This window comes from Pedobacter sp. GR22-10 (assembly GCF_026239715.1).
In the GTDB taxonomy this organism is placed as follows: domain Bacteria; phylum Bacteroidota; class Bacteroidia; order Sphingobacteriales; family Sphingobacteriaceae; genus Pedobacter.
On the sequence record NZ_JAPIVR010000005.1, the window covers coordinates 275,813 to 300,267 of the forward strand.

The 24,455-nt window shown below is 37.9% G+C and carries 28 protein-coding genes; 22 read left to right on the plus strand and 6 right to left on the minus strand.

Annotation, left to right across the window (positions count from 1 at the left end; genetic code table 11):
• Positions 1-199 precede the first annotated feature (199 nt).
• From OQX64_RS20025 to OQX64_RS20040, 4 genes are all read left to right on the plus strand, one after another.
• On the plus strand, positions 200-619 hold the full coding sequence (locus tag OQX64_RS20025) for a YkvA family protein (protein WP_265820092.1): 420 nt from the start codon (positions 200-202) through the stop codon (positions 617-619).
• Positions 600-923, plus strand: coding sequence for a DUF2752 domain-containing protein (locus OQX64_RS22495; protein WP_265820093.1), 324 nt, complete (start codon positions 600-602; stop codon positions 921-923). Before OQX64_RS20025 ends, OQX64_RS22495 begins: the two co-directional genes overlap by 20 nt.
• A gap of 5 nt (positions 924-928) precedes the next feature.
• Positions 929-1,402, plus strand: coding sequence for a CCC motif membrane protein (locus OQX64_RS20035; RefSeq protein ID WP_216359274.1), 474 nt, complete (start codon positions 929-931; stop codon positions 1,400-1,402).
• 101 nt (positions 1,403-1,503) lie between these two features.
• Positions 1,504-1,914: a BrxA/BrxB family bacilliredoxin gene (locus OQX64_RS20040; RefSeq protein ID WP_088303054.1), complete on the plus strand. Its 411-nt coding sequence runs from the start codon at positions 1,504-1,506 to the stop codon at positions 1,912-1,914.
• 504 nt (positions 1,915-2,418) lie between these two features.
• Here OQX64_RS20040 and cdaA read toward each other — a convergent pair.
• Positions 2,419-3,210, minus strand: coding sequence for a diadenylate cyclase CdaA (cdaA, locus tag OQX64_RS20045; RefSeq protein WP_029286464.1), 792 nt, complete (start codon positions 3,208-3,210; stop codon positions 2,419-2,421).
• A gap of 62 nt (positions 3,211-3,272) precedes the next feature.
• On the minus strand, positions 3,273-4,127 hold the full coding sequence (folP, locus tag OQX64_RS20050) for a dihydropteroate synthase (protein WP_265820094.1): 855 nt from the start codon (positions 4,125-4,127) through the stop codon (positions 3,273-3,275).
• Positions 4,128-4,227: 100 nt separating this feature from the next.
• On the opposite strand from folP, the gene OQX64_RS20055 reads away from it, so the two are divergent.
• The 5 genes from OQX64_RS20055 to OQX64_RS20075 are packed head-to-tail and all read left to right on the plus strand — an operon-like array spanning position 4,228 to position 8,012.
• Positions 4,228-4,770, plus strand: a complete 543-nt coding sequence (locus tag OQX64_RS20055; RefSeq protein WP_265820127.1) for a DUF1599 domain-containing protein — start codon at positions 4,228-4,230, stop codon at positions 4,768-4,770.
• 60 nt (positions 4,771-4,830) lie between these two features.
• Positions 4,831-5,985, plus strand: a complete 1,155-nt coding sequence (locus OQX64_RS20060; RefSeq protein ID WP_265820095.1) for a BT_3928 family protein — start codon at positions 4,831-4,833, stop codon at positions 5,983-5,985.
• Positions 5,982-7,037 (plus strand): ABC transporter permease, encoded by a 1,056-nt coding sequence (locus tag OQX64_RS20065; RefSeq protein WP_265820096.1) that lies wholly within the window; start codon positions 5,982-5,984, stop codon positions 7,035-7,037. The genes OQX64_RS20060 and OQX64_RS20065 overlap by 4 nt, the downstream gene beginning before the upstream one ends.
• Before the next feature lie 2 nt (positions 7,038-7,039).
• Positions 7,040-7,486 (plus strand): DinB family protein, encoded by a 447-nt coding sequence (locus OQX64_RS20070; RefSeq protein WP_265820097.1) that lies wholly within the window; start codon positions 7,040-7,042, stop codon positions 7,484-7,486.
• Positions 7,487-7,508: 22 nt separating this feature from the next.
• The gene (locus OQX64_RS20075; protein ID WP_265820098.1) at positions 7,509-8,012 is read left to right on the plus strand and encodes a shikimate kinase; all 504 of its coding nucleotides are present in this window, start codon (positions 7,509-7,511) and stop codon (positions 8,010-8,012) included.
• On the opposite strand, the gene crtD is transcribed toward OQX64_RS20075, so the two are convergent.
• Positions 8,009-9,481, minus strand: a complete 1,473-nt coding sequence (gene crtD, locus OQX64_RS20080; protein ID WP_265820099.1) for a 1-hydroxycarotenoid 3,4-desaturase CrtD — start codon at positions 9,479-9,481, stop codon at positions 8,009-8,011. The two genes, OQX64_RS20075 and crtD, sit on opposite strands and share 4 nt — an antisense overlap.
• A 4-nt stretch (positions 9,482-9,485) precedes the next feature.
• A complete protein-coding gene (locus OQX64_RS20085; protein ID WP_265820100.1) occupies positions 9,486-11,189 on the minus strand; it encodes a M28 family peptidase in 1,704 nt (567 codons plus the stop codon).
• Between the two features lie 229 nt (positions 11,190-11,418).
• Between OQX64_RS20085 and OQX64_RS22500 the strand changes: the two genes are divergently transcribed.
• The 3 genes from OQX64_RS22500 to OQX64_RS20100 all read left to right on the plus strand — a co-directional run bounded on the left by OQX64_RS22500 (position 11,419) and on the right by OQX64_RS20100 (position 13,596).
• Positions 11,419-11,529, plus strand: coding sequence for a phenylalanyl-tRNA synthetase subunit alpha (locus OQX64_RS22500; protein WP_088303062.1), 111 nt, complete (start codon positions 11,419-11,421; stop codon positions 11,527-11,529).
• 158 nt (positions 11,530-11,687) lie between these two features.
• Positions 11,688-13,100: a 23S rRNA (uracil(1939)-C(5))-methyltransferase RlmD gene (gene rlmD, locus OQX64_RS20095; RefSeq protein ID WP_265820101.1), complete on the plus strand. Its 1,413-nt coding sequence runs from the start codon at positions 11,688-11,690 to the stop codon at positions 13,098-13,100.
• A gap of 82 nt (positions 13,101-13,182) precedes the next feature.
• A complete protein-coding gene (locus OQX64_RS20100; protein ID WP_265820102.1) occupies positions 13,183-13,596 on the plus strand; it encodes a hypothetical protein in 414 nt (137 codons plus the stop codon).
• Between the two features lie 123 nt (positions 13,597-13,719).
• On the opposite strand, the gene OQX64_RS20105 is transcribed toward OQX64_RS20100, so the two are convergent.
• A complete protein-coding gene (locus OQX64_RS20105; RefSeq protein ID WP_265820103.1) occupies positions 13,720-14,424 on the minus strand; it encodes a head GIN domain-containing protein in 705 nt (234 codons plus the stop codon).
• 127 nt (positions 14,425-14,551) lie between these two features.
• Here OQX64_RS20105 and OQX64_RS20110 point away from each other — a divergent pair, with 127 nt between their 5' ends.
• From OQX64_RS20110 to OQX64_RS20145, 8 genes are all read left to right on the plus strand, one after another.
• Complete coding sequence (locus OQX64_RS20110) at positions 14,552-15,058, plus strand: phosphoribosyltransferase family protein (RefSeq protein WP_088303066.1); 507 nt, start codon at positions 14,552-14,554, stop codon at positions 15,056-15,058.
• 134 nt (positions 15,059-15,192) lie between these two features.
• The gene (locus OQX64_RS20115; protein ID WP_265820104.1) at positions 15,193-15,816 is read left to right on the plus strand and encodes a 1-acyl-sn-glycerol-3-phosphate acyltransferase; all 624 of its coding nucleotides are present in this window, start codon (positions 15,193-15,195) and stop codon (positions 15,814-15,816) included.
• A complete protein-coding gene (locus OQX64_RS20120) occupies positions 15,813-16,910 on the plus strand; it encodes a glycosyltransferase (RefSeq protein ID WP_265820105.1) in 1,098 nt (365 codons plus the stop codon). Before OQX64_RS20115 ends, OQX64_RS20120 begins: the two co-directional genes overlap by 4 nt.
• Positions 16,880-17,554 (plus strand): carotenoid biosynthesis protein, encoded by a 675-nt coding sequence (locus tag OQX64_RS20125; protein WP_088303069.1) that lies wholly within the window; start codon positions 16,880-16,882, stop codon positions 17,552-17,554. The genes OQX64_RS20120 and OQX64_RS20125 overlap by 31 nt, the downstream gene beginning before the upstream one ends.
• A 12-nt stretch (positions 17,555-17,566) precedes the next feature.
• Positions 17,567-18,415: a 4-hydroxy-3-methylbut-2-enyl diphosphate reductase gene (locus OQX64_RS20130; protein ID WP_088303070.1), complete on the plus strand. Its 849-nt coding sequence runs from the start codon at positions 17,567-17,569 to the stop codon at positions 18,413-18,415.
• Between the two features lie 71 nt (positions 18,416-18,486).
• Positions 18,487-19,161 (plus strand): fatty acid desaturase, encoded by a 675-nt coding sequence (locus OQX64_RS20135; RefSeq protein ID WP_265820107.1) that lies wholly within the window; start codon positions 18,487-18,489, stop codon positions 19,159-19,161.
• A 177-nt stretch (positions 19,162-19,338) separates the two neighbouring features.
• Positions 19,339-20,349 carry a ferrochelatase gene (gene hemH / locus OQX64_RS20140; protein WP_265820108.1) on the plus strand — a complete coding sequence of 337 codons (1,011 nt, stop codon included), beginning with the start codon at positions 19,339-19,341 and terminating at the stop codon, positions 20,347-20,349.
• 9 nt (positions 20,350-20,358) lie between these two features.
• Positions 20,359-20,865, plus strand: a complete 507-nt coding sequence (locus OQX64_RS20145) for a gluconokinase (protein WP_265820109.1) — start codon at positions 20,359-20,361, stop codon at positions 20,863-20,865.
• Here the strand turns inward: OQX64_RS20145 and OQX64_RS20150 are convergent.
• The gene (locus tag OQX64_RS20150; RefSeq protein WP_265820110.1) at positions 20,855-22,090 is read right to left on the minus strand and encodes a 3-deoxy-D-manno-octulosonic acid transferase; all 1,236 of its coding nucleotides are present in this window, start codon (positions 22,088-22,090) and stop codon (positions 20,855-20,857) included. The genes OQX64_RS20145 and OQX64_RS20150 overlap by 11 nt on opposite strands.
• A 62-nt stretch (positions 22,091-22,152) precedes the next feature.
• Between OQX64_RS20150 and OQX64_RS20155 the strand changes: the two genes are divergently transcribed.
• Together OQX64_RS20155 and OQX64_RS20160 are read left to right on the plus strand one after the other, a co-directional pair.
• A complete protein-coding gene (locus OQX64_RS20155) occupies positions 22,153-23,463 on the plus strand; it encodes a UDP-glucose dehydrogenase family protein (protein WP_265820111.1) in 1,311 nt (436 codons plus the stop codon).
• 1 nt (position 23,464) lies between these two features.
• Positions 23,465-24,454, plus strand: coding sequence for a UDP-glucuronic acid decarboxylase family protein (locus tag OQX64_RS20160; protein WP_088303076.1), 990 nt, complete (start codon positions 23,465-23,467; stop codon positions 24,452-24,454).
• The last annotated feature ends 1 nt before the right edge of the window (position 24,455 follow it).

The following is a 24,455-nucleotide window of genomic DNA, read 5'->3' on the forward strand; positions in this document are numbered from 1 at the left end:
CATAGTTACGTGTTTAGGAAAAGTACTTGCCGCCAGTTTTTTAATCCGGTAGAGTGTTATGTGCCTGTGGAATAAAATGTTGACAATAATTAACCGCAATTGAAAATAAAAACATCAAGCTTTTGGATCGTTTTATCAAATACGCGGAAGATAATTATGATACTTTTGGCCGTTAATTTGTGAAGCATCTGTTATGAAGATGAACAGACAAAAAATATTGGATTTTTTCAGGAAATCTGAAAACAGGGCAACTTTAATCCTGAAAGATAAATCCAAGGCCAATACCACTATTAAAGATGCATTGGGGAAAGCTGTAACCAATAAAGGACAGCTGGATGGCATTTGGGAAAAAATGGTATTGCTGTTCGCTGTGTCAAAAGATTATGTTAACGGGAATTATACCGAAATCCCCAAACGATCAATTGTAGCCATTTTAGGTGGATTGGTGTACTTTTTATCGCCAATAGACGTGGTGCCGGATTTTGTTCCTGTACTGGGTTTTATAGATGATATTTTTATATTAAACCTGGTTTATAAGCAGGTGGTCAAAGATCTTGAAAATTATAAAGTCTGGAAAGATGCTCAAATTGAATATATAGATGGTTCAACCGAAACATAGTTTTTTAGACTGGCTGAATCATCATCTTTTCGCTTGTCCGTTTAAATCTCATTTTGGGTTTGATTGTCCCGGATGTGGTTTCCAGCGATCAGTTATTGCTTTGCTTAAAGGAAATTTAGCTGAATCCTTCAAATTTTATCCAGCTGCGATACCACTTATTTTATTAATTCTTTTTACCCTGCTTCATCTTAAAATAGATTTTAAAAGCGGTGCACAAATTATCAAAATCGCTTTTGCAGGTATTGCAATAATTATTTTTATCAATTACATTTATAAAATATACACTCATCAACTTATCAGCTAAAACGCATGTCAGAAGAGCAGGAAAAACCTCAGGAAAACCAACCCATTAATTTGGGTAAAAATGAAATACCACAACCAAACCCTGTAAATACCGGGTTTACAACACCTCCGCCATTTCAGCAACCTCCACCATTTGGTCAGTTTGGCGGTGGAATGGGCATGGGGCAGCAAAATCTTCCAAATGCCACTGCTGCATTGGTGTTGGGCATAATTGCCATTCCAGCCTGTTGCTTCTATGGTATTTTTGGTTTGATTTTTGGTATTATTGCCTGGATTTTAGGCGCGGGTGATGTTAAAAAATATCAGTTAAATCCAACTTTATATACCGAATCATCTTATAAAAATGCGAAAGCAGGTAAAATCTGCGGAATGATTGCCACTATATTAAGTGTATTATTTATCGCAATTGTAATTCTGGTTATTGTAGGTGCGATTGCAAATCCTTCTGCTTACGATAGTTTTTTCAAAGGAATTCATTAAGAGCTTACTAATTTTACCTTAAAAATATAAATCGGATGACACAAGCCATCCGATTTTGTTATTTTTGTATTGTCCAAATTGTAAATAAAAAACTCACGATAATGTATCCAGAATATTTAGTAGAACCAATGCGTAAGGAATTAACCAACGTTGGTTTTGAAGAATTAAAAAATGCAGCAGATGTAGACCAGGCAATAAAAGGTGAAGGAACTGTATTGGTGGTTGTAAATTCTGTATGTGGTTGCGCGGCAGCTAATGCCCGTCCGGCAGCTAGAGCAGCAGCAGCACATGAAAAACACCCTAATAAATTGGTAACTGTTTTTGCAGGTATGGAAAAAGAAGCTGTAGATCAGGCAAGAAATTATATGATGCCTTTCCCTCCATCATCACCAGCTATGGCCCTTTTTAAAGATGGCAAATTGGTACATATGATTGAGCGTCATCAAATTGAAGGCAGACCAGCGCAAATGATTGCTGATAACCTGATTGGTGCTTTTGAGCAGTACTGCTAATAATTGATTGCACAGATTTTTGGATTACACCGATAGGTGATTCTTAAAATTATATTGAAAAGGTGAATGGAAACATTTGCCTTTTTGTGGTTGTGGTGTTGATAAACTAACTGTTTTATTTTGCCAAGGAAGCACTGAAACATGGAGGTTTATGACAGATATACAAGGGGCGTCATTTCGAACGTAGTGGAGAAATCTTTTAAATTTTATTTCAAATAACTTGGTAAAAAGATCTCTCCATTTCGCGTTGCTCTGGTCGAGATGACGACCATTCTATTGGAGTCTGTTATTAGTAGCGAAGTCGAAGGATCTTCATTGTAGCGTGTTGTTCCGTTGATTGAAAGTTTAGTTTTTCATAGGTCAGAGATTATTCATAATATATTTAAGATTTAAAAGGCATTCATGCTTGCGACGCAGTTCTTCACTGTATCCGATATCTATCGGATCAGAATGACAGAGAACAAAAATCTGTGTAATCAACTTAAATCCGCTAATCTGTGTTTACTAAAAATCTTTATTGAGCAATTTCTCCAGTTCTCCGAACGAAACGTTCATTCTTACTCTGCCTTGTTTGGCATATGAAATTTCTCCGGTTTCTTCAGAAATGATTACCGCAACGGCATCTGTTGTTTCGGAAACACCGATACCGGCACGATGTCTTAATCCAAACTGCGAAGGCAATTGGTCGTTATCTGTTAGCGGTAAAATACAACTGGCACTTTTAATTTTATTTTCTGAAATCACTACAGCACCATCATGCAAAGGACTGTTTTTTTGAAATATACTTTCTAGTAATCTTTTGGATATTTTGGCATCCACCACTTCGCAGCTGTTTGCGAAAAACTGCTCGTCATAGAACTTTACAAAAACAATTAAAGCACCCGTTCTGGTCTTTTTCATCGTTTTACAAGCATCAATAATCGGCTTAATGCGGGTCAGGTTATTTCTTTCAATTTCCTTGCGCCCAAACAAATAACCCCACCAGGCCTTGTTCTTCTGCAGGAATGCATTTTTTCCAATCAGTAACAAAAACCGCCTGATCTCGGGATGGAAGATAACGATTAAAGCAATGATGCCCACGCTCATGAATTTCTCGATGATAGTGGTTAGTAACTCCATATGCAAACCTTTCACTACCCAGTAAAAAACAGTGATAATGAACATTCCCACGAGCAGATTTACAGCAAGTGTATTCCGAATCAGCGTATAAACATAATAGATTAAGAGTGCTACCAGCACAATATCTACCACATCGGTTACAGATACTTTAAGAAAATCGAAATCAAATCCTTTCATTAGTGGCAAGATAGCAAAACCGTTTTCAGTTTACAATTTTCAATTGATTTGACAATGTTATTTTAACCATTTAATCTGGCAATGAGTTCTATACATTCCATGGCCTCCTTCACATCATGAACACGCAGGATGCCAGCGCCTTTTTGTAAGGCAATCGTATTTAAAACAGTGGTTCCGTTTAGGGCTTCGGCAGCAGTGGTTTGAAGTGCTTTATAAATCATACCTTTCCGGGAGAAACCAACCAGTACCGGAAGCTTAAATATTTTGAAAGCATCCAGGTTTTGAAGCAATTCATAATTATGTTCGATGGTTTTACCAAAGCCAAACCCGGGATCAATAATGACATCGTGGATATGAAGTGCCTTTAATGCTGCGATCTTTTGAGCCATATGATCAATTACATCCAGGGCTACATTTTGGTATGTTGGGTTTTGATGCATGTTTTGAGGCGTACCTTGCATGTGCATCATAATATAAGGCACCTGTAGCCTGGCCACCGTTTTGAACATGTGTTGATCTAAATCTCCGGCAGATATATCATTAATAATCTGTGCGCCTGCATGGATGGTTTCTTCGGCCACTTTTGCCCTAAAGGTATCAACCGAAATCACTACCTCCGGAAATTCTTTCACCAAACTTTCTATCACAGGAATCAAACGATCTGATTCTTCGGTTTCAGCGATATCAATGGCGCCCGGTCTGGACGAGTATCCGCCAATATCGATGAAGGTTGCACCCTCTTTTAAAAAGGCTTCAGTTTTTGTAAGCGCATCATCAATAGATTTTGTTCGGCTGTTGCTGTAAAAAGAATCGGGCGTAACATTTAAAATAGCCATTACTTTTGGCGAGCTTAAATCCATTAACTTTCCCTTAATATTGATGCTTTGCTTAGGTTCGAAAAATTTTTTTTCTGACATGATAAGCCCTTCCGGGATTTGAGTTTCGCTATAAAAATGTATCTTTAGCTTTTGTTTTTCGCAACAAAAATACACTAAAACTTAATAAATACTGGCTTTGATACAAACAAATACCGCTGTAGAATTTGATGAAGTAATTGCAGTTTGCAGATCATTGTTCTTGAAAAAAACGAAAGATTATGGTACTGCCTGGCGTATCCTCAGGCCAAGTTCCATTACCGATCAGATTTTTATTAAGGCGCAGCGCATTCGTACGCTTGAAGAAAAAAAAGTAAGTAAGGTTGGTGAGGGAATTGTTCCGGAATATATCGGCATCATTAACTATTGTGTAATCGCCATGATGCAGCTTGAATTGAGTGAAAGCAATCCGCTCGAAATGCCATTTCAACAGGTTGAAAGTTTGTTTGAGGAAAAAATTACGGAAACAAGAGATTTAATGCTGGCTAAAAATCATGATTATGGCGAAGCCTGGCGCGACATGAGAGTGAGCTCATTAACCGATTTGATTTTAATGAAAATTTTCAGAGTCAAACAAATTGAGGATAACGATGGGGAGACATTAGCTTCAGAAGGGGTGAAAGCCAACTACCAGGACATGCTCAATTATTCAGTTTTTGCATTGATTAAACTGGGTGTTAAATAATGTCCTGATGAGCGCCATTATTTGTAAATTAAACATTTCATTGAAAATAAATAAATACGAATGAGAAATATATTGTTGAACTTTTCCCGTTTTTTTGTTGGCGCATTATTTATTTTCTCAGGATTAATCAAAGCAAATGATCCGCTGGGTTTCGGTTATAAACTTCAGGAGTATTTTGAAGTTTTCCATATGGATTTCCTTATTCCGGTGGCTACTGGTATGGCCATCCTGCTTTGTACACTTGAAATTGTATTGGGCGCATTGCTGATTTTGGGTTTCTGGAGTAAAAAGGTAGCCTGGGGTTTATTGTTGTTAATTATATTTTTTACGCTGCTTACATTCGTTTCGGCAGCATTTAAAGTGGTAACCAGTTGCGGCTGTTTTGGTGATGCCATTCCGCTTACACCTTGGCAGTCATTTGGTAAAGATTTAATTCTACTGGTGCTGATCATCATTATTTTCATCAGCAGGGATGCCATTCAGCCATTATTTAAAAAAGCGTCCAGCCAGCGGAACATGGCTGTTCTGGTAACATTGCTGTCTTTAGGCTTTGGCTTATATACCTACAATGTGCTTCCCGTAATTGATTTTCTGCCTTACAAAGTGGGTGCACATATTCCCTCGCTGATGGTTATTCCTCCGGGTGAAAAACCTGATGAATTTGAGATCATGTATCACCTCAAAAATAAGCAGACAAAAGAAGAAAAGGACATGAGTGATAAGGATTACCTTAAAACTGAAATCTGGAAAGACAATAACTGGGAAATTATAGGTGAGCCGGTAAAGCGTCTGGTTAAAAAAGGCTATGAACCGAAGATTAAAGATCTGGTTATCAGTGATGCCTCGGGTACAGATTATACGAAAGAAATTATTGAAAATCCTTACTACAGTTTGATTTTTGTTGCTTACGATCTGAAAAATATCAATGAAAATGCGATTGGGAAACTGAATGCCATTGCCATGAATGCCACACAGCAATTTAATATCCGTACGGTTCTGCTCACATCCAATGCAGCCCAGGAGGCAGAAGCTTTTGTGAAAAAGAATAACCTGTTTTCGGAAGTGTTTTATGCCGATGCAGTGCCTTTAAAAAGCATGGTACGGGCTAATCCGGGTGTTTTATTATTGAAAAATGGTGTGGTGATTAATAAATGGCATTTTCATAATGTACCTACCTTTGATCAGCTAAGCAGAAAATATTTTGATAAGCAATGATTGGATACGCCATAAAAAAAATACTTTATGGTTTACTGGTGATGGCCGGCGTAGTGCTGGTTGTTTTTGTGCTTTTTAATATTTTACCCGGTGATCCGGCCAGGATGACGATGGGACAACGGGCCGATATACAATCCTTAGAAGCTGTTCGTAAAGAATTTGGACTGGATAAATCAAAGCCAGTACAGTTTCTATTGTATATTAATGATCTCTCACCTGTAAGTGTGCTAGATAATGATAGTGCCAATAAGGCAAAGTATCATTTTGTAAAATTGATCAGCTTTGATCAAAAAGCATTGGCCTTAAAGTGGCCCTATCTGCGAAGTTCTTATCAAACTAAAAGAGATGTGACCGCAATTTTGTCTGAGACGGTGCCCAATACCTTCATACTTGCATTAACAGCGATGATATTTGCCACTGCAATAGGTGTTTTCTTAGGTGTGCTGTCAGCTGTTTATAAAGATTCGTGGATAGACAAGTCTGCAAATGCCTTTGCCATCCTCGGAATTTCTGCACCTTCATTCTTTGCGGGGATCATCATCGCCTGGATTTTTGGCTTCATGCTAAGTGATTATACCGGATTGAAAATGAGTGGGAGTTTATATTCTTATGATCCGTTTAATGGTGAAATCTTAACCCTAAAAAATTTGTGGTTACCGATGATTACTTTAGGCCTAAGGCCATTGGCGATCATTGTTCAGTTAACCAGAAGTGCCATGCTTGATGTTCTGGCGCAGGATTATATCCGCACGGCGAGAGCCAAAGGATTAAGTAGAAATGCCATCATTTATAAACATGCCTTAAAAAATGCGATGAATCCGGTAATCACGGCTATTTCTGGATGGTTCGCCTCCCTGCTGGCAGGTTCTTTTTTTGTAGAATATATTTTTGGTTATAATGGACTGGGCAGAACTACTGTTACTGCGTTAGAAATGTCAGATTTTCCTGTAGTCATGGGCTCCATATTATTTATTGCTTTTGTATTTGTGGTGATTAATATTTTGGTCGACATTCTTTACGCCTATGTTGATCCAAGGGTAAAACTAAGCTAGACATGACTGAGAAGGAAATTACCGATTATACCAAAGTTGCTGATCAATATATCATAGCGATTTTTAATCAGTCAACAGTGGCACAGCCCGAAGCAGCGCGATTGTTCAGCCATGTACTTAATGCACAGCATATCTGGGGAAAACGGATGTTGGGCCTCAGGCCGCTTTACGGGGTCTGGGAACTCCATTCGCAGGAGGATTTTAATAAAATCTCCGAGGAAAATTTTAAACTCATTTACCTGGCATTGAGTGAAACCACTTCAGATCAGGTTATTTATTATCATAATTCCAAAGGCATACGTTATGAAAACCGGGTGGAGGAAATTCTATTGCATTTGTTTAATCATTCTACTTATCATCGCGGACAGGTGGTTACCTTATTGAAGAAAGCCGGTTTTGAACCACCAGTAACTGATTACATCATATTAAAACGAGACCAATTATTGTAGGTCTATTGAAAGCGTAATATAAATGAAGATTTTTCTTATCGGGTATATGGGTTGTGGTAAAAGCACAAAAGCGAAACAGCTGGCGCAACGTTTAAGCTATCCGGTTATTGATCTGGATACTGAAATTGTAAAAAAATCAGGGAAAACGATTGCTGAATTTTTTGCTGAATTTGGCGAAAGTGGCTTCAGGGATTATGAAAGCAACATGCTTAAAACATTTCCATATCCTGAAACCTGTGTGGTGGCAACAGGAGGAGGATTGCCATGCTTTTTTGACAATATGGATTGGATGAATGAAAATGGCACAACCGTTTATCTTCAGATGGAGCCGGCACAATTGGTCTCCCGGCTTCAAAACAGGCAAAAAAGACCTTTAATTAAGGATTTGGATGATGAACAACTGTTGGCATTCATTCAGCTGAAACTAGCAGAGCGGAATCCTTTTTATACCCAGGCCAAAATGATTATAAATGCTTTTGACCTGGATGCGGAAATCTTAGAAAGCGCCATAGTTGGCAAACTTTAGCCCGGAAGATTATCATCAATAATTTTAGCTGAAAGCAAGGCAAGGGGGATGCCGCCACCCGGATGCACACTGCCGCCGCAAAAGTAAAGTCCTTTAATTTTTGAACTGAAATTCGGGTGCCTTAAGAAGGCTGCGAACTGGCTGTTTGAACTATTTCCATAAAGTGAACCCTGGTAAGACCCTGTTTTACTTTCAATGCTCCTGGGATCTAAAATCTGTTCACTGATAATGTCCTTCTCTATATTTCTGTTTAAAACCCGGCTGATTTTTTTAATAATATTCACCCTGGCAGCCTGAATCATAGAATCCCAGTTTTGTCCATTATTTGATGGAACATTAATCATCACAAACCAGTTTTCACTGTCGTTTGGCGATTCCCCCCTCAGGTGTTTTGCACTGATATTGATGTAAACAGTAGGATCATCACTGATGGATTTATCTTTCCAGATTACATTAAACTCAGCCTGGTAATCTTTGGCAAAAAAGATATTGTGTAAACCCAGGTCACTATAGTTTCCATCCATGCCCCAGTAAAAAATCAAGGCAGAACTACTGCGCTCCTGATTGAGTAATTTTTTAGGCGGATCAATATTTTTAAGTAAATTTTTATAGGTAAACCAAATGTCGAGATTAGAAACTACCACCGCTGCTTTATAAGTTTTATCGTAAACCTTTATACCCAGTACTTCAGGCTTTGCACCATCAGAGTAAAGAATTTCTTCAGCTTTCTGGTTATAATGGAATTTTATACCCAGTTCTTCTGCCAGTTTTACCAATGCCGTCACAATGCCATACATGCCGTTTTTAGGTAGAAAGGCCCCAAAATGATATTCAAAATGAGGGATAACATTTAAGGTGGCAGGTGCCTGGTAGGGGTCTGAGCCATTATATGTCGCATATCGGTTAAACAATTGTGCAATCCGTTCATCTTTGAAAAAGTGTTTATTGGCTTTGTTTTGTGTTCTGAAAGCATCAATCTGAAAAAACCTGAAAACCGATTTTAGCGTATCCCAATGCAGATAGCTTTTTATTTTGTGAAGGGTACGTTCTAAAAAAACCTGGTGTGTTACTTCGTAAATGGTTGCGCTTTTTTTAAGAAATCTGTTCACCTCTTCTGCTGTAGAATTGGTTTTAGCTTCTATTTCCTGCGCAAATAAATCAATGTCTGACTTTGCGTTCAACCTCAACCCATCTTCGTAGAAATAACGGCAAACTTCTTTCAGTTTAATGTAATCAAAATAATCTTTCGGATTTTTGCCTGCAAGCGTAAAAAGTTCATCAACATATTGTGGCATGGTGAACAAGCTCGGGCCGGTATCAAATCTAAAACCATTCATCCTGATTTCACCTAATTTACCTCCTGGTTTGGCATTGGCTTCAAAAACATCAACTTGATAGCCCTTTATGGCCAGGCGGATGGCGGAAGCAATTCCTGCAATTCCTGCTCCGATAACGATTGCTTTAGGCATGATGTTATTTTAATGCTGTTATATAAATAAGGGTTTGTTTCTCCATCTCCATACTTGCCACTTTAATGGCTGAACCTACTTTCGTAGTCTCCTTTTTTACCGGCAAGTTTTGAATAGTGGCTAAGGCATCTATGTACCATTTGCTCCAGACCTCCATAATATGTTTCTCTTCAGCTGCTGATTTTCCTTCTCCAATTGCTTTTTTACTCAGCTCAAATTCAGTTTTTAAACGGGCCAGTCCATCGGTTTTTATTTGATTAATAACAGCATTCGCGGCATTTTCATCAGCAGAGATGAGACAATAGGCTGCTGTTAATGCACTAACGCCTACATTTTTCATTTCAGTGGGTGAAACCTTGTCCAGTCTGTCATTGTCGGTATGGTAAAATACATCTGTAAAATGCCACATCAGTAATCCCGGGATTTTGTTTTGTAAAAATGGGGTGTGGTCACTGCCGCCTTCAAAAGGATTATAGTTAACCGTCCAGTTTGCGAATTTGCCCTGGGCCTTACAAATATCAAAAACGAAATCATTAAAATAATGTGGAAAAAGGTCTTTTTCCTTTACATCTCCGGCACCCCATTCAGTATGTTTGTCATTTCCCCTCGTCCAGATGGCAGAAGGATCAGGCATTTTTTCAATCAGAAATGAACCTCCTGTTTTTTTGGTATCCTCACCAACCATATCCAGGCTCATTCCCCATAAAATGCCCTTTGCCCTAACAGTATCCTCAGTAATGTATCTTTTTGTAGATACAATCTCATCACCCCATAAAAAAGTAAGTGTGCGTTGTGGTGCTATCTTCTTGGCCTGATACAATTCTGCAGTAAGCCTGGCCATTTCAGCCAGGGTTCCAACACCACTGGCATTATCGTTTGCACCCGGCTCCTGAACATGTGCACTAAAAACAAAACGTTCATCAGGATTTACACTACCCTTTACATTGGCCACAATGGTTAGTTCTTCAGCAGGATAAATTTTAGTTTGAATATTGACTTTTAATTTTGTGATACCTTTCAGGCAAGCTGCCCTCAGCCTTTCTTTGGCAGCATAAGATAGGAGTAAAGTCCAGACTTCGCTGTTGGGCTTCATGCTGCTAAACTGAATGGAGGTCTGGTTAATTTCCGGCTGTGTGTATTTGGGCATCGAATAGCCTAACACACCAATCGCCCCAGCCTTAGTGGCAAGTGGTAATAATCTTGAAGGATGATTTTCTGAAAAAATGATCTTCCCTTTTAAATCCAGTTTTTCCATATCGGCAGGCTTGATGTCAGCTAAATAAAGCACCTCCGCCATTACACCTTCTGCCGCTGTAGAAACACAATTAATGGGAATCATATTACGGTTGGTTTGGTAGGAAATTAAAGGAGTTGAATCGCCGATCAGATCAATGTTCGCTTGAACAGGCTCCCAGGTATTGTGCGTCATGGAACGCTTTTCAATGCGATAGCTTAAAGGAGCCTCCTGTTCATTTTGTTTCTGCTCAACAAAGCCGGCTTTTTTTAAAATGTTTTCTACATAATGGATGCTGGCATTGAATCCTGTATTGCCAGGTACCCTGAAATATTTTTCCACAAATGCAGTGGTTTTATAAGCATTATCTTCCTTAAATCCGGTTCGCGTTAATTTAAAGTATTTATCAGCCGGGGTTTGTGCATAACTGTTTATTGTTGTAAACAATAGGAAAAAAAGGATTTTTATCTTCATTGTGCCATTTAAAAACGAAAGATACTAAGAATATTCTTTCCTGATCAGCACAAGGTTTATCATGTGAAATGAATCTGTATGTTAAGATCGGTCAGTGGCAGTTTTAAATCCTTCCATGAAATAATATTGATGGGTAAATTTAAAGTAATGTTAATGTATATTTAACTTATACCGTTATGGTTTTCGGTATGAATTTTGTATAATTGTGTAAATAGAGAGGTTTTTTATCATGAGCAAAGAAATATTAGAGTTTTCTGTATTGGTTGATGAAAAATTTGACCTGAATTTTAACTGGTTAGATGGCTTTTGGGGCGTTGCATTTAAATTTTTCGGAAAATAATTTTTCATTACTGCATTTTTTCTGATACTGATTTTTTTATCAGGTTATTTCTTATTGCCTGAATTTTTCAAGTTCCTTTCCTCACTTTTATCTTTCAGCTTCGGTCTTATAGCTTTCTACTTTAGTCTTTCAGCTTTTAGCCTTATATTTGCCGGATAATGAGTAGAAGAAAACCTGGTACGGTAACCATCATTCCAAACGTACAAATTATAGATATTGCTGAAGAAGGAAAAGGCGTTGGCAAAGCTGATGAATTGGTCATTTTTGTAGACAAAGCCGTTCCAGGTGATGTTGTAGATGTTCGCTTAACAAAAAAGAAAAAGAATTTTGCTGAAGCCATTATTGAACAATTGCATGAAAAATCGACATTGCGAACGGATCCCTTCTGTCCTCATTTTGGAACTTGTGGTGGCTGTAAATGGCAACACATGGGTTATGATGCTCAGTTAAAATTTAAGCAAAAAAATGTAGAGGCTGCATTGCAACGGCTTGGTAAAATAGACACTTCTCAAGCTGAGCCTATTTTAGGATCGGTCAAAAACAGATACTACCGTAATAAATTAGAATTTACATTTTCAAATAAACGTTGGCTGGACCGCACTGATATTGACCGGGATGAAGATTTTGATATGAATGCCTTGGGTTTTCATGTTCCATTGCGTTTTGACAAAATATTGGATATTGAACATTGTTACCTGCAGGATGAACCTTCCAATTCTATCAGAAATGCTGTTCGGAAGTATGCCTTAGAGCATCAGTTATCATTCTATGATTTGCGCAATCATGAAGGCGTATTGCGTAACCTGATTATCCGTACATCATCAACAGGCGAGGTAATGGTTGCTGTTGTTTTTGCCTATCCGGAGCAGGACCAGGTAGGCGGCTTAATGGATTTTCTGAAAACAAGTTTTCCGCAGATCACTTCATTATTATACATTGTTAACCAGAAGAAAAACGATACCATATTTGACCAGGACGTTCATCTGTTTGCTGGGCGTGATCATATTTTTGAGGAAATGGATGGGATTCGCTTTAAAATAGGGGTGAAGTCCTTTTACCAAACCAATTCTGATCAGGCTTTTGAATTGTATAAAATCACCAGGGATTTTGCCGGATTTAAAGGTGATGAACTGGTTTATGATTTATATACAGGTGCCGGAACCATTGCCAATTTTGTGGCTAAAAATGTAAAGCAAGTAATTGGGGTTGAGTATGTGCCAACTGCTATTGAAGATGCTAAGTTTAATTCGGCATTAAATGGCATTGATAACACCATTTTTTACGCCGGAGATATGAAAGACATTTTAACTTCTGAGTTTATTGCCATTCATGGTAAGCCAGATGTCGTAATTACTGATCCGCCAAGGGCAGGCATGCATGCTGATGTGGTACAAAGACTACTGGAAATGGAATCAGCAAAAATTGTCTATGTAAGCTGTAATGCGGCCACACAAGCCAGAGATCTGGAGTTGTTAAAGGACAAATATGATGTGGCACGTATTAAGCCGGTAGACATGTTTCCACACACACAACACGTGGAAAATGTGGTTTTGTTAAAATTAAAAGGATAGCATCAGAGAATGATTGAATGCCGAAGGTATGAATTACTTATCGACATTCATTTTGTTACTCATTCAAAATACAAGATTAGGAATGGATAGAGAAGAATTATTAAATGCCACACCGGAGGATAGCGGAGCACCACAGAAAAAGCAGGAAAGTCCGTTGGTAAGCTTAGAGAAAGATCTGGCTTTTTATGCTGATGCAATTAAAGAAGTAGGTATCGAAATTATGGTGGAAGGTATTTCTGCCCATCCTATTTTTATTGCCCACCAGCACCAGGTGAGTATCGGTGAAATGATCTTAAATAAAGAAGAATTAAATACAGATTGGTCTATTCAGGCCTCTACTTTAGAAGAGTTTGTTGAAAAAGGAATCATCACTAAAGAAAAGAAAGAGCCCTTTTTAAAGGTTTATAAAAGACCTGAAGATTATATGTGTGTGTTTGTGATTGTACCTGAAGGCGCAAACTTTGTTTATTATCCCTACACTAAAGCTAAAAAGTAAATTATAGAATTAGTCTGCCAAATACATTCCCGTTATTGGAATAGTTAGCTCAACGTTAGACAAAAGAATAAGCCGCTTTGCATCCACAAAGCGGCGAATTTATCATTAACTAAACTAAAGTTCTTAATTAACATGATGAACATCTCCGCTTTTTGAGCTGGAAGTTTTATTCAACGCTGCATTTCCTTTGAAGCTTACATCGCCGCCACCACTTGCAGCCGCTTCCAATCCCTTATTTACATAAATAGCAACATCGGCGCCTCCGGATGCCTGTACTTTTGCATAATCAGTGATCAATTCGAAAGCGTCAATATCGCTGCCGCCACTGGATTGAATGCTCATGTTTGTTGCTTTGCCTTTGAGGTTGATATCACTGCCGCCACTGGATTGAACGGTAAGGTCAGTACTGATCAAATTTAATTTTAAATCTGATCCGCCAGATGCCCTGATGGCCAGGCTGTTTGTTTTAATTGGATTCTGTGTAAATACATCCGATCCACCGGAAGCAGCAATTTCATTTAATGTTTTATAGCTTACATAAGCCTTGATTACACGGTTTTTGAACATGCCGCTCCAGCTGATGCCGTCTTTAAATTTGATGGTGATTTTATCTCCACGCTGCTCCACTATAATGTCTTCCAGGGTTTTACCATCGGATTTAATCACCACACTTTCGGTATTTCCCTGAGTGAGGTATAAATCAATTCCACTGCTTACGCCAATACTGTTATAATTTTTAACCGGGAAGTTTTTACTTTCCTGCGCCACGGCTACAGTAGCAGAAAATGCAAAAAATAAGATGGTAGATACTCTGATCAGGTTTTTCATAAATTTGTTTTTGGTTAGTCATTAGACGCACATAGAATAAAAACGTTGCAGACTGAAGAAATTATTTTTGAAATAGTTTGAATATCATCCTTAAAATTGTTCTTTTTGTATTCAATCCTTTTATAAAATGACATCACAAATCCTCATACTAAATAAGAAACAGATTCAGCAGAAGATCGATCGAATCGCTTATCAGATTCTGGAAGATAACTTAAATGAGAAAGAGGTGGTGCTTGCAGGTATTTGGGACCGTGGCTACAAATTAGCTGTTCGTTTGGAAAAGGTGCTGAAAAAGATTTCGGGTTTTAAGCTAACCCTTTTGCGCATCGATCTTCAGAAAGAAAGCAGTAAACTTATTGCCACTACCGATCTGGATGAAAGTCAATGGAAAAATAAGGTCATTATCATTGTGGATGATGTGCTAAACAGTGGAAAAACCCTGGCATACGGATTAGGTGTTTTCTTAAATACGCCGCATAAAAAAATTCGTACTGTTGTTCTGGTTGATCGAAGCCACAAGATTTTTCCTGTTGCAACCGATTTCGTTGGTTTAGAACTGGCTACCGTGTTAAAAGAGCATGTGGATGTAATTATGGATGTAGACGGTGAGGAAGACCGTGTTTATTTGAGTTAGTATCATGTAGTAAGTAATGAAGCTAACCTCTATAAAGCTATATTTTGATGAGTAATTAACTTCATATTGCTTTAATTTTCACCTATCAACAGGCTAAATTTGCAATTTACCTCATTTTTTTGCAATTTCCCGGCATGTACCTTCCACGAAAAAATACTTTCATTTATCGCTTTTTTTCGTGGTACATTTCATTTATTTTAAAGAAAGATTTTGCGGGCTTTAAATACAATAATCTTCAGCCTGATGACGATGCCTCCATTTTAATTCTGGCCAATCATTTCAGCTGGTGGGATGGTTTTTTCATTTTTCATATCAATAAGAAATTATTTAAAAAGCAGTTCCATGTTTTGGTTAATGCAGAAAATTATAACCAAGTTGGCTTCTTAAAGTATCTCGGGGCATTTGCTGCAGAAAGCAGTGGAAAGGATGTTCTGGGAATGCTGAATTATGCAGCTAAATTATTAGAGGATAAAAATAATCTGGTTCTTATCTTCCCTCAGGGTAAGTTACATTCTAATCATTTAAAAAATATCACTTTCGAAAAAGGAGTCATGCAAGTGATCAAATCCTGTCAGAAAACATTCAATATCATTTTTGCAGCAACATTTATAGATTATTTTTCCAATCGGAAACCAACCGCGCAAACTTACCTGCAACGATGGGAAAACGAAGAATACATGAGCTTGCAGTTGCTAAAAAGCGCCTACAATAAACATTATGATCAGTCGGCTGTTAAACAAACACAATTTACCGAATGACCATTTTTATCTATGCTGTTTTAATTTTTATGGTGATCCGGTTTTCAGTAACCGTTTTTAACTTTCTTTCCAACCCTAAGTTGCCAAGGGTGATAAAACATTATAATGATTTTGTTTCTGTCCTGATTCCGGCACGTAATGAGGAAGCGGATATTATTCCGCTACTGGAATCGATTAAAAGCCAGGACTATAAAAATTTTGAAGTGATTGTGCTGGATGACAACAGTGATGATAAAACATTTGAGCTGGTTGATGCTTTTTCCTTAGAAAACCCACAGTTCCGGATTGTGCGGGGAGATGAACTTCCTAAAGGCTGGCTGGGAAAGAACTATGCCTGCCATCAGCTCGCAGCATTGGCAAAAGGGGAATACCTGCTTTTTTTGGATGCTGATGAAGCAATTAAAAGTGGTTTTATCAATAGCCTGATTAACCGGATGAAGGTGGGCAACCTGGCCCTAATCAGTATATTTACCAATCAGGTCATGAAATCTGCAGGTGAATGGCTTACCGTTCCGTTAATGCATTTTATTTTATTAAATCTGTTACCTCTTAGGCTGGTGAAATTTTCCGGAAATCCGGCATTTTCGGCGGCAAGCGGACAGTGTATGTTTTTTAAAGCGGATCATTATAGGAAAAATCAGTGGCACGAAAGGGTTAGAAACAAAGTGGTGGAAGATGTAGAGATTATGAAAGCCGTAAAACTGGAAAAATTTAATGGAGAAGCTCTATTGGGCAATGGCTTGATATACTGCCGGATGTACAAAAACCTGAATGAAAGTTTAAATGGCTTCAGTAAAAATTTACTGGCAGGTTTTGGTAATAATGTGATTATCTTATTATTTTACCAGCTTTTGGTTACTGTAGGACCTTTGGTTTTATTATTAAACTTTAATATCTCTTTACTTGTATTACCATTGACATTAATTTTTTTAAGCAGAATAATGATTTCCTATTTATCAGGACAGCATGTTTTTATCAATTTGATACTGCATCCGTTTCAGATGTTTTTCTTCTTAATGATTTCATTTTTATCCATCATACAACATATATTTAAAACAGGCACATGGAAGGGCAGACCGATCAAAGCGATTTAAGAATTAAAAAGATTGCAGTTGGCGTGATCGCTATATTTCATTTGGTAGGGCTGGTTGGCTTTTTGATTCCGGCCACGCAACCCTACTTTATAAAGATGGTGCCTTTTCATTTATTGCTGATGTTTGCCATTATCGTGTTTACTTATAGTGGCAATGTGAAACGTCTGTCGTTATTTGTCTGTGGTGTTTTTTTGTGTGGCTGGTTGGTTGAAGTATTGGGCGTACATACAGGCAAAATTTTTGGAAGTTATTATTATGGTAGTACTTTGGGCTATAAAATTGCTGCCGTTCCAGTGTTAATGGGTATAAACTGGGTGATTTTGATATTTAGTATAGGCCAAATGATGAAAAGTTTCAAAATTCGAAATAGCATTTTAGCGTCACTAATCGGCGCATTTATGCTCATCACTTTTGATTTTTTTATGGAGCCCGTAGCCATGAAATTTGATTACTGGCACTGGGATTGGCATGAGATACCCATGCAAAATTATATGGCCTGGTTTATTGTATCTGTTATTTTATTGAAATTTTATTATGCGCTGGACCTTAAGCAGCAAAAATATATAGGTACCGCAATGTTTACCGCACAGTTAATCTTTTTTGTTGTCTTATACATGACAACCAGAACAAATATTTTTGCTTAATTTTGTGGTGCAATGAGTTATAACCTACAAGTCAATATAGATAAATCATCAGGTTTTTGCTTCGGTGTGGTTTACGCTATCGAAATGGCCGAAGATATTTTAGATAACGAAGGTTATTTATATTGCCTTGGCGATATTGTTCATAATGATGAAGAGGTTGAACGCTTAACAAAACGGGGATTAAAAATCATTGATCATGAGGTTTTACAAGGCTTAAGAAACGAGAAAGTTTTAATCAGGGCGCATGGCGAAGCACCATCAACTTATCAGCTGGCCCTTGAAAACAACCTTACACTGATCGATGCCTCATGTCCGGTGGTGCTAAAACTTCAGAATAGAATCAAAAATTCTCATGATGATGATGAGCAGATTTTGATTTTTGGTAAACATGGCCATGCAGAAGTGATTGGCTTGCAAGGGCAAACAGATGGTAAAGCCATCGTTTTTCAGGACCTGGCCGAACTTGATCATGTTGAACTTCCCTCAAAATTTACGTTATACAGCCAAACCACCAAAAGCACAGATAAGTTTTACCACATCAAAGATGAACTATTGAGTCGCGGTTATGAGGTAAAAGCGAATGATACCATTTGCAGACAGGTATCTAACCGGTATCAGGAGCTGGAAAACTTTGTTAGCCATTATGATAAGATCATTTTTGTTTCTGGAAAGAAATCATCCAACGGAAAAGTGCTTTACGATGTATGTAAAAAATTCAATGATCAATCTCACTTCATTTCCAATATCGAAGAATTAGATTTAAGCTGGTTCGCAGAAAATGATAAGGTTGGAATCTGTGGTGCTACTTCCACACCAATGTGGCTGATGGAGAAAGTAAAGGCCCAGCTGGAACAATACTAAATCCTCTCTGTATAACTTTTAGCTGCATTAACTGTTTATGTTGTACATTATAAACATTTAATATCATTCATTTGAAAAAGAATCATGCGTATGTTGGTGTTCTGGTTGCGATAGCAGTGATTGCTTTATGGTTCACCTCTCTATTCTTCCTTTTACGTTGGAACTTCGCCTGGAGTAATCCACTGGTTTACCTGATGATTTTTGTTCAAATGCATCTCTATACCGGCCTGTTTATTACAGCTCATGATGCCATGCACGGCACCATCTCTACAAATAAAACAGTCAATAATTTCATTGGTTACCTTTCCGTATTCCTCTACGCAGGCTTTTTCTATAATCGTTTATATACCAAACACCATAAACACCATCGCCACGTGCATACAATAGATGATCCTGACTTTGCGCCTCATGGTTTCTGGAAATGGTATTTTCGGTTTATGCTTAATTATGTAACAGTTATTCAACTCATCATTATGGCTGCAGCTTTTAATGTTTTACAGATTTGGTTTGAACAGCAAAACTTATTGCTTTTCTGGGTTTTACCGTCACTGCTTAGTACTTTTCAATTATTTTATTTCGGCACTTACCAACCACATAAGGGAGATCATGAAAATGAATATCACTCCTCAACACTCCAAAAAAATCATCTACTTGCTTTTTTTACCTGTTATTTTTTTGGATATCATTTAGAACATCATCAAAAGCCAGCTACACCTTGGTGGCAATTGTATAAAACAAAAGGATAAATATTTCATTTTGTATCTCAATGCCTCTTCGTAAATCTTAACTATTCCATCTTTGAGATTCACCGCATTTATTAAATACTACTTTTTCTTGACCAAAAAGTGTCGGGCATCACATTTTAACAATAGGCATAAAACAATTAAAACGCGATATTTGCACCACAAAACATATTTTTATCAATGAGCAAAAAGGGAATTTTACTTGTAAATTTAGGAACACCTGATAGTCCGGCAACACCTGACGTTAGAAAATATCTTGATCAGTTTTTGATGGATGAGCGGGTAATTGATATTCCTAAATTGAACAGAACATTATTGGTAAAAGGAATTATTGTTCCCTTCCGAAGTCCTAAAACGGCTAAATTGTATAAAGAAATCTGGAATGAAAATGGCTCTCCATTGCTTTATTATAGCCGTTTACAGGCGCAGATGCTGCAGGAAAGACTGGGAAATGAATATCATGTAGAACTGGCGATGCGTTATCAAAGCCCGTCGATCGCATCGGCATTGGCCAACTTAAAAGCGGGCCTGGTTGAAAGTATTCAGGTCATTCCGATGTTCCCGCAATATGCTTCTGCAAGTTCGGGCTCGGTCATGCAGTTGGTGATGGAACTGGTGAGTAAATGGCAAACAGTACCACCTATTTCTTTTGTAAATTCTTTCCATGATAATGAATTGATGATTCAGGTATTTGCCGAAAATGCCAGAAAGCATAACATTGAAGATTTTGATCATGTGCTTTTTAGTTTCCATGGATTACCGGAACGCCAGCTTTTAAAATGTGATCACACCGGAAGCTACTGTTTAAAAACAGCTGATTGCTGCCAGACCTTAAACGATACCAATAAATTTTGTTACTCTGCACAAGGACATGATACAGCACGATTAATTGCGAAGGAATTAAACTTAACGAGAGATCAATATACGGTTTGCTTTCAGTCGCGGTTAGGAAAAGAACCCTGGGTACAACCGTATACCACCGATGTATTGAAAAAACTGGCTGCAGAAGGTAAAAAGCGATTATTGGTTTTCAGTCCGGCATTTGTTGCCGATTGTTTGGAAACACTTTATGAAATAACCGTTGAATATCATGAAGAATTCAGGGCATTAGGTGGCGAACACGTACAATTGGTAGAAAGCTTAAATGATAGTCCGGTGTTTATTGAAGCATTGGCAGGTATGATAAAATAACTTTCTCAAATGGCGAAATTTATAATTTTAATGGGCGTTTCCGGAAGTGGAAAAACAGTGATCGGTAAAGCATTGGCGCCAGTAATTAATGCTGAATTCATAGATGGTGATAACCTGCATGCACAAAGAAACGTAGATAAAATGGCTGCGGGTATTCCCCTTACTGATGCCGACAGGCAAGATTGGCTTGAATTAATTGCTCAGGTAGGGCATAAGCATGTCGCAGCGGGAACAAATTGCATTATTGCCTGCTCTGCGCTTAAAAGAGCGTATCGTGATTTGTTAAGAAAAGACAATGATTCAATTTGTTTCGTATACCTGAAAGGTAGCTTTGAATTAATACACGAAAGAATTTCAAAAAGATCACATCAATATATGCCTTCCAGTTTATTGGAAAGTCAGTTTAATACCTTAGAAGAACCTGAAAATGATGAAAAAGATGTTTTTGTTGTTTCGATAGATCAGGAAATTCCAAAGATTGTTGATGAAATCGCAAAAGCAGAAATCATTTCGTAATCATTGAAATGATCTGATCTGTTGCACCCTTTTTACCTGCTACATATTGCTGTGCAGCCTCCGCAGCATTGGTGTTCTCTTTAAAATCATCAAAAGCAATGATTAGTTCATCAGCGGTGCTAATGCTTTTAGCTGCTTCTAAAGCAATTAAATCCTTCGCTTCCTGAAATTTATCATACTTAGGACCAAAAATTACAGGCAAGCCAAAGGCAACGGCTTCTAAAGTGTTGTGAATGCCAGCACCGAAACCACCACCAATATAAGCTACTTTTCCATATTGATAAAGTGCAGACAGCATGCCGATATTATCGATGATTAAGATTTGAGATTGGAGATCTGAGATTTTAGATTGGCCAATATTCAGCTTAGCACTCAAAACTGAAAACCGTACACTACCAACCGGAAACTGTTTTTCTATACTTTCGATATGGCTGGCATGAATTTCATGCGGTGCGATGATGAATTTCCAGTGGGGATAGCTTTCTGGTAAAACGGATAATAATTTTTCATCTTCAGGCCAGGTACTTCCACATATCAGCGTTGGCGAATCTCCGATAAATGCTTCTATTAAATCTAATTTTTTCGGTGTTTGAGCATTTTCAAAAACCCGGTCGAAACGTGTATCGCCACTAATGGTTACATTATTTATCCCTATTAATTTTAGTAAATCTTCACTTTCTTTATTTTGAACAAAGAAATAAGTAACTGCCGAAAGAATTTTCCGATAGAAGCCACCATACCATTTAAAAAATGCCTGTCCTGGTCTGAAGATTCCAGAAATTACATACAGCGGAATGCCTCTGCGGTGAAGCTCCTTAAAATAAAAATGCCAGAATTCATATTTCGTGAAAATGGCCATCTCGGGGTTAATCGCATCCAGAAATTTTTTTGCATTCCCTCTGGTGTCGATTGGGAGGTAAAAAACATCCGCCAGGGCATAATTTTTTCTGATTTCATATCCTGATGGCGAAAAAAACGTGACCACAATTTTTTTTGTGGGATATTTTTCTTTTAATTTTTCCAGTACCGTTCTTCCCTGCTCAAACTCTCCTAAAGATGCAAAATGAAACCAGATGTGTTTCTGACTGTTATCTATTCGCCCTGCGATTTGTTGATAAACACTTTTACGCCCGTGAATAAACAGTTTAGCCTTCGCATTAAAGCGTGAAAATATTCTGATTATTATTGAGTAAATCTGAATTCCGATGGTGTAAAGCAAAAGCATAAGTGTAATTTCATATCTTCGTGGCAAGATAAAACGAATATATTTAAAAAGCTTAAGAATATATGAAAATAGCCGTTATTGGTACCGGATACGTTGGTTTGGTTACTGGAACATGTTTAGCAGAAACAGGAAATGATGTGATCTGTGTAGATATAAATGAAAGTAAAGTAAAAAAGATGCAGGATGGAGAAGTGCCCATTTATGAGCCTGGACTAGACCTGTTGTTTCATAGAAATATAGAGCAGGGAAGGTTAACCTTTACCACTATTCTTGCAGATGCCGTGAAAGATGCACAAATTATCTTCATGGCTTTGCCTACGCCTCCGGGTGGGGATGGGGCGGCTGACCTTTCCTATATCTTGGGTGCAGCAAAAGATATTTCCAGACTGATTACAGAATATAAAGTTATCGTAAATAAATCTACCGTTCCGGTAGGTACAGCTGATCAGGTTAAAGCTGTTTTTCAGGCCAATACTTCCATTGAGGTTGATGTGGTTTCCAACCCGGAGTTTCTAAGGGAAGGTGTAGCTGTTGATGATTTCATGAAACCCGATCGTGTGGTTTTGGGTACTAAAAGTGAAAAGGCTAAAAAATTAATGGCTGAACTTTATGGCCCCTATGTTCGTCAGGGAAACCCGATTCTATTTATGGATGAGCGTTCTTCTGAATTAACAAAATATGCAGCAAATTCATTCCTGGCTACCAAAATTACCTTTATGAATGAGGTGGCAAACCTTTGTGAATTGGTGGGTGCCGATGTGGATGCAGTGAGGAAGGGGATTGGATCAGACGACCGGATCGGTAAACGTTTTCTTTTTCCTGGCGTAGGCTATGGTGGCTCTTGTTTTCCCAAAGATGTTCAGGCTTTAGTGAAATCTTCTGATGATTATGCTTATGATTTCCAGATTTTGAAATCAGTCATGGAAGTAAACGAAAGGCAAAAAACCATCCTGGTAGATAAGGTACTGAAATATTATAAAAACGATATTAAAGGAAAGCATTTTGCCCTTTGGGGATTGGCATTTAAGCCGGAAACAGATGATATCCGCGAAGCGCCGGCTTTATATATCATCAATGCTTTAATTGAAAATGGTGCAACCGTTACGGTATTTGATCCTGAAGCGATGGAAAACGTAAAAGGTGTTATTGGCGATCTGGTAAAATATGCCAAAAACCAATATGAGGCTTTAGAAAATGCTGATGCATTGCTAATCGCTACAGAATGGTCGGTATTCCGGAATCCGGATTTTGAAAAAATAGATAAAGTCTTAAAAAATAAAGTAATCTTCGACGGTCGGAATTTGTATGATTTACAAAAAATGATCGATCTTGGTTACTATTATAACAGTATAGGCAGAAAATTGATAGATTAAGATGAGTCAGAAAAGAATTTTAATTACAGGTGCAGCCGGATTTTTAGGCTCTCATCTCTGTGATCGTTTTGTGAAAGAGCATTACCATGTTATTGGCATGGATAATCTGATTACAGGTGATCTGGCCAACATTGAGCACCTTTTCAAACTGGAAAACTTTGAATTTTACAATCATGATGTTTCCAAATTTGTACACGTTCCCGGAAAACTTGATTATATTCTTCATTTCGCTTCACCTGCGAGTCCGATAGATTATCTTAAAATCCCGATACAAACCTTAAAAGTTGGTTCATTAGGTACGCATAACTTATTGGGTCTGGCCAGAAATAAAGGGGCAAGAATGTTAATTGCTTCAACTTCTGAAGTATATGGAGATCCAAGTGTTAATCCTCAGCCAGAAGAATATTGGGGAAATGTAAATCCGGTTGGCCCTCGTGGCGTGTATGATGAAGCGAAACGTTTCCAGGAGGCCATTACTATGGCGTATCATACTTTTCATGGTGTAGAAACCAGAATTGTCAGAATTTTTAACACTTATGGGCCAAGAATGCGCCTAAACGATGGTCGTGTTTTACCTGCATTTATTGGTCAGGCTTTAAGAGGAGAAGATTTAACTGTTTTTGGTGATGGTACGCAAACCCGTTCATTCTGCTATGTAGACGATTTAATTGAAGGTATTTATCGTTTACTGATGAGTGAATACGCGCAGCCGGTGAATATTGGTAACCCGGATGAAATCACCATTAAACAATTCTGCGAAGAAATTATCAAGCTTACCAATACCTCACAAAAAATAGTTTACAGGGAGCTTCCTCAGGATGATCCTAAGCAAAGGCGGCCGGATATTACCAAAGCCCGGGAAATTTTAGGTTGGGAGCCGAAGGTAGGTCGTGCAGAAGGTTTGAGAATTACTTATGAATATTTCAAATCATTGCCGGCAGAAGCCTTAGAGAAAATTGATCATAAAGATTTTACTACATTTAACCGTTAAG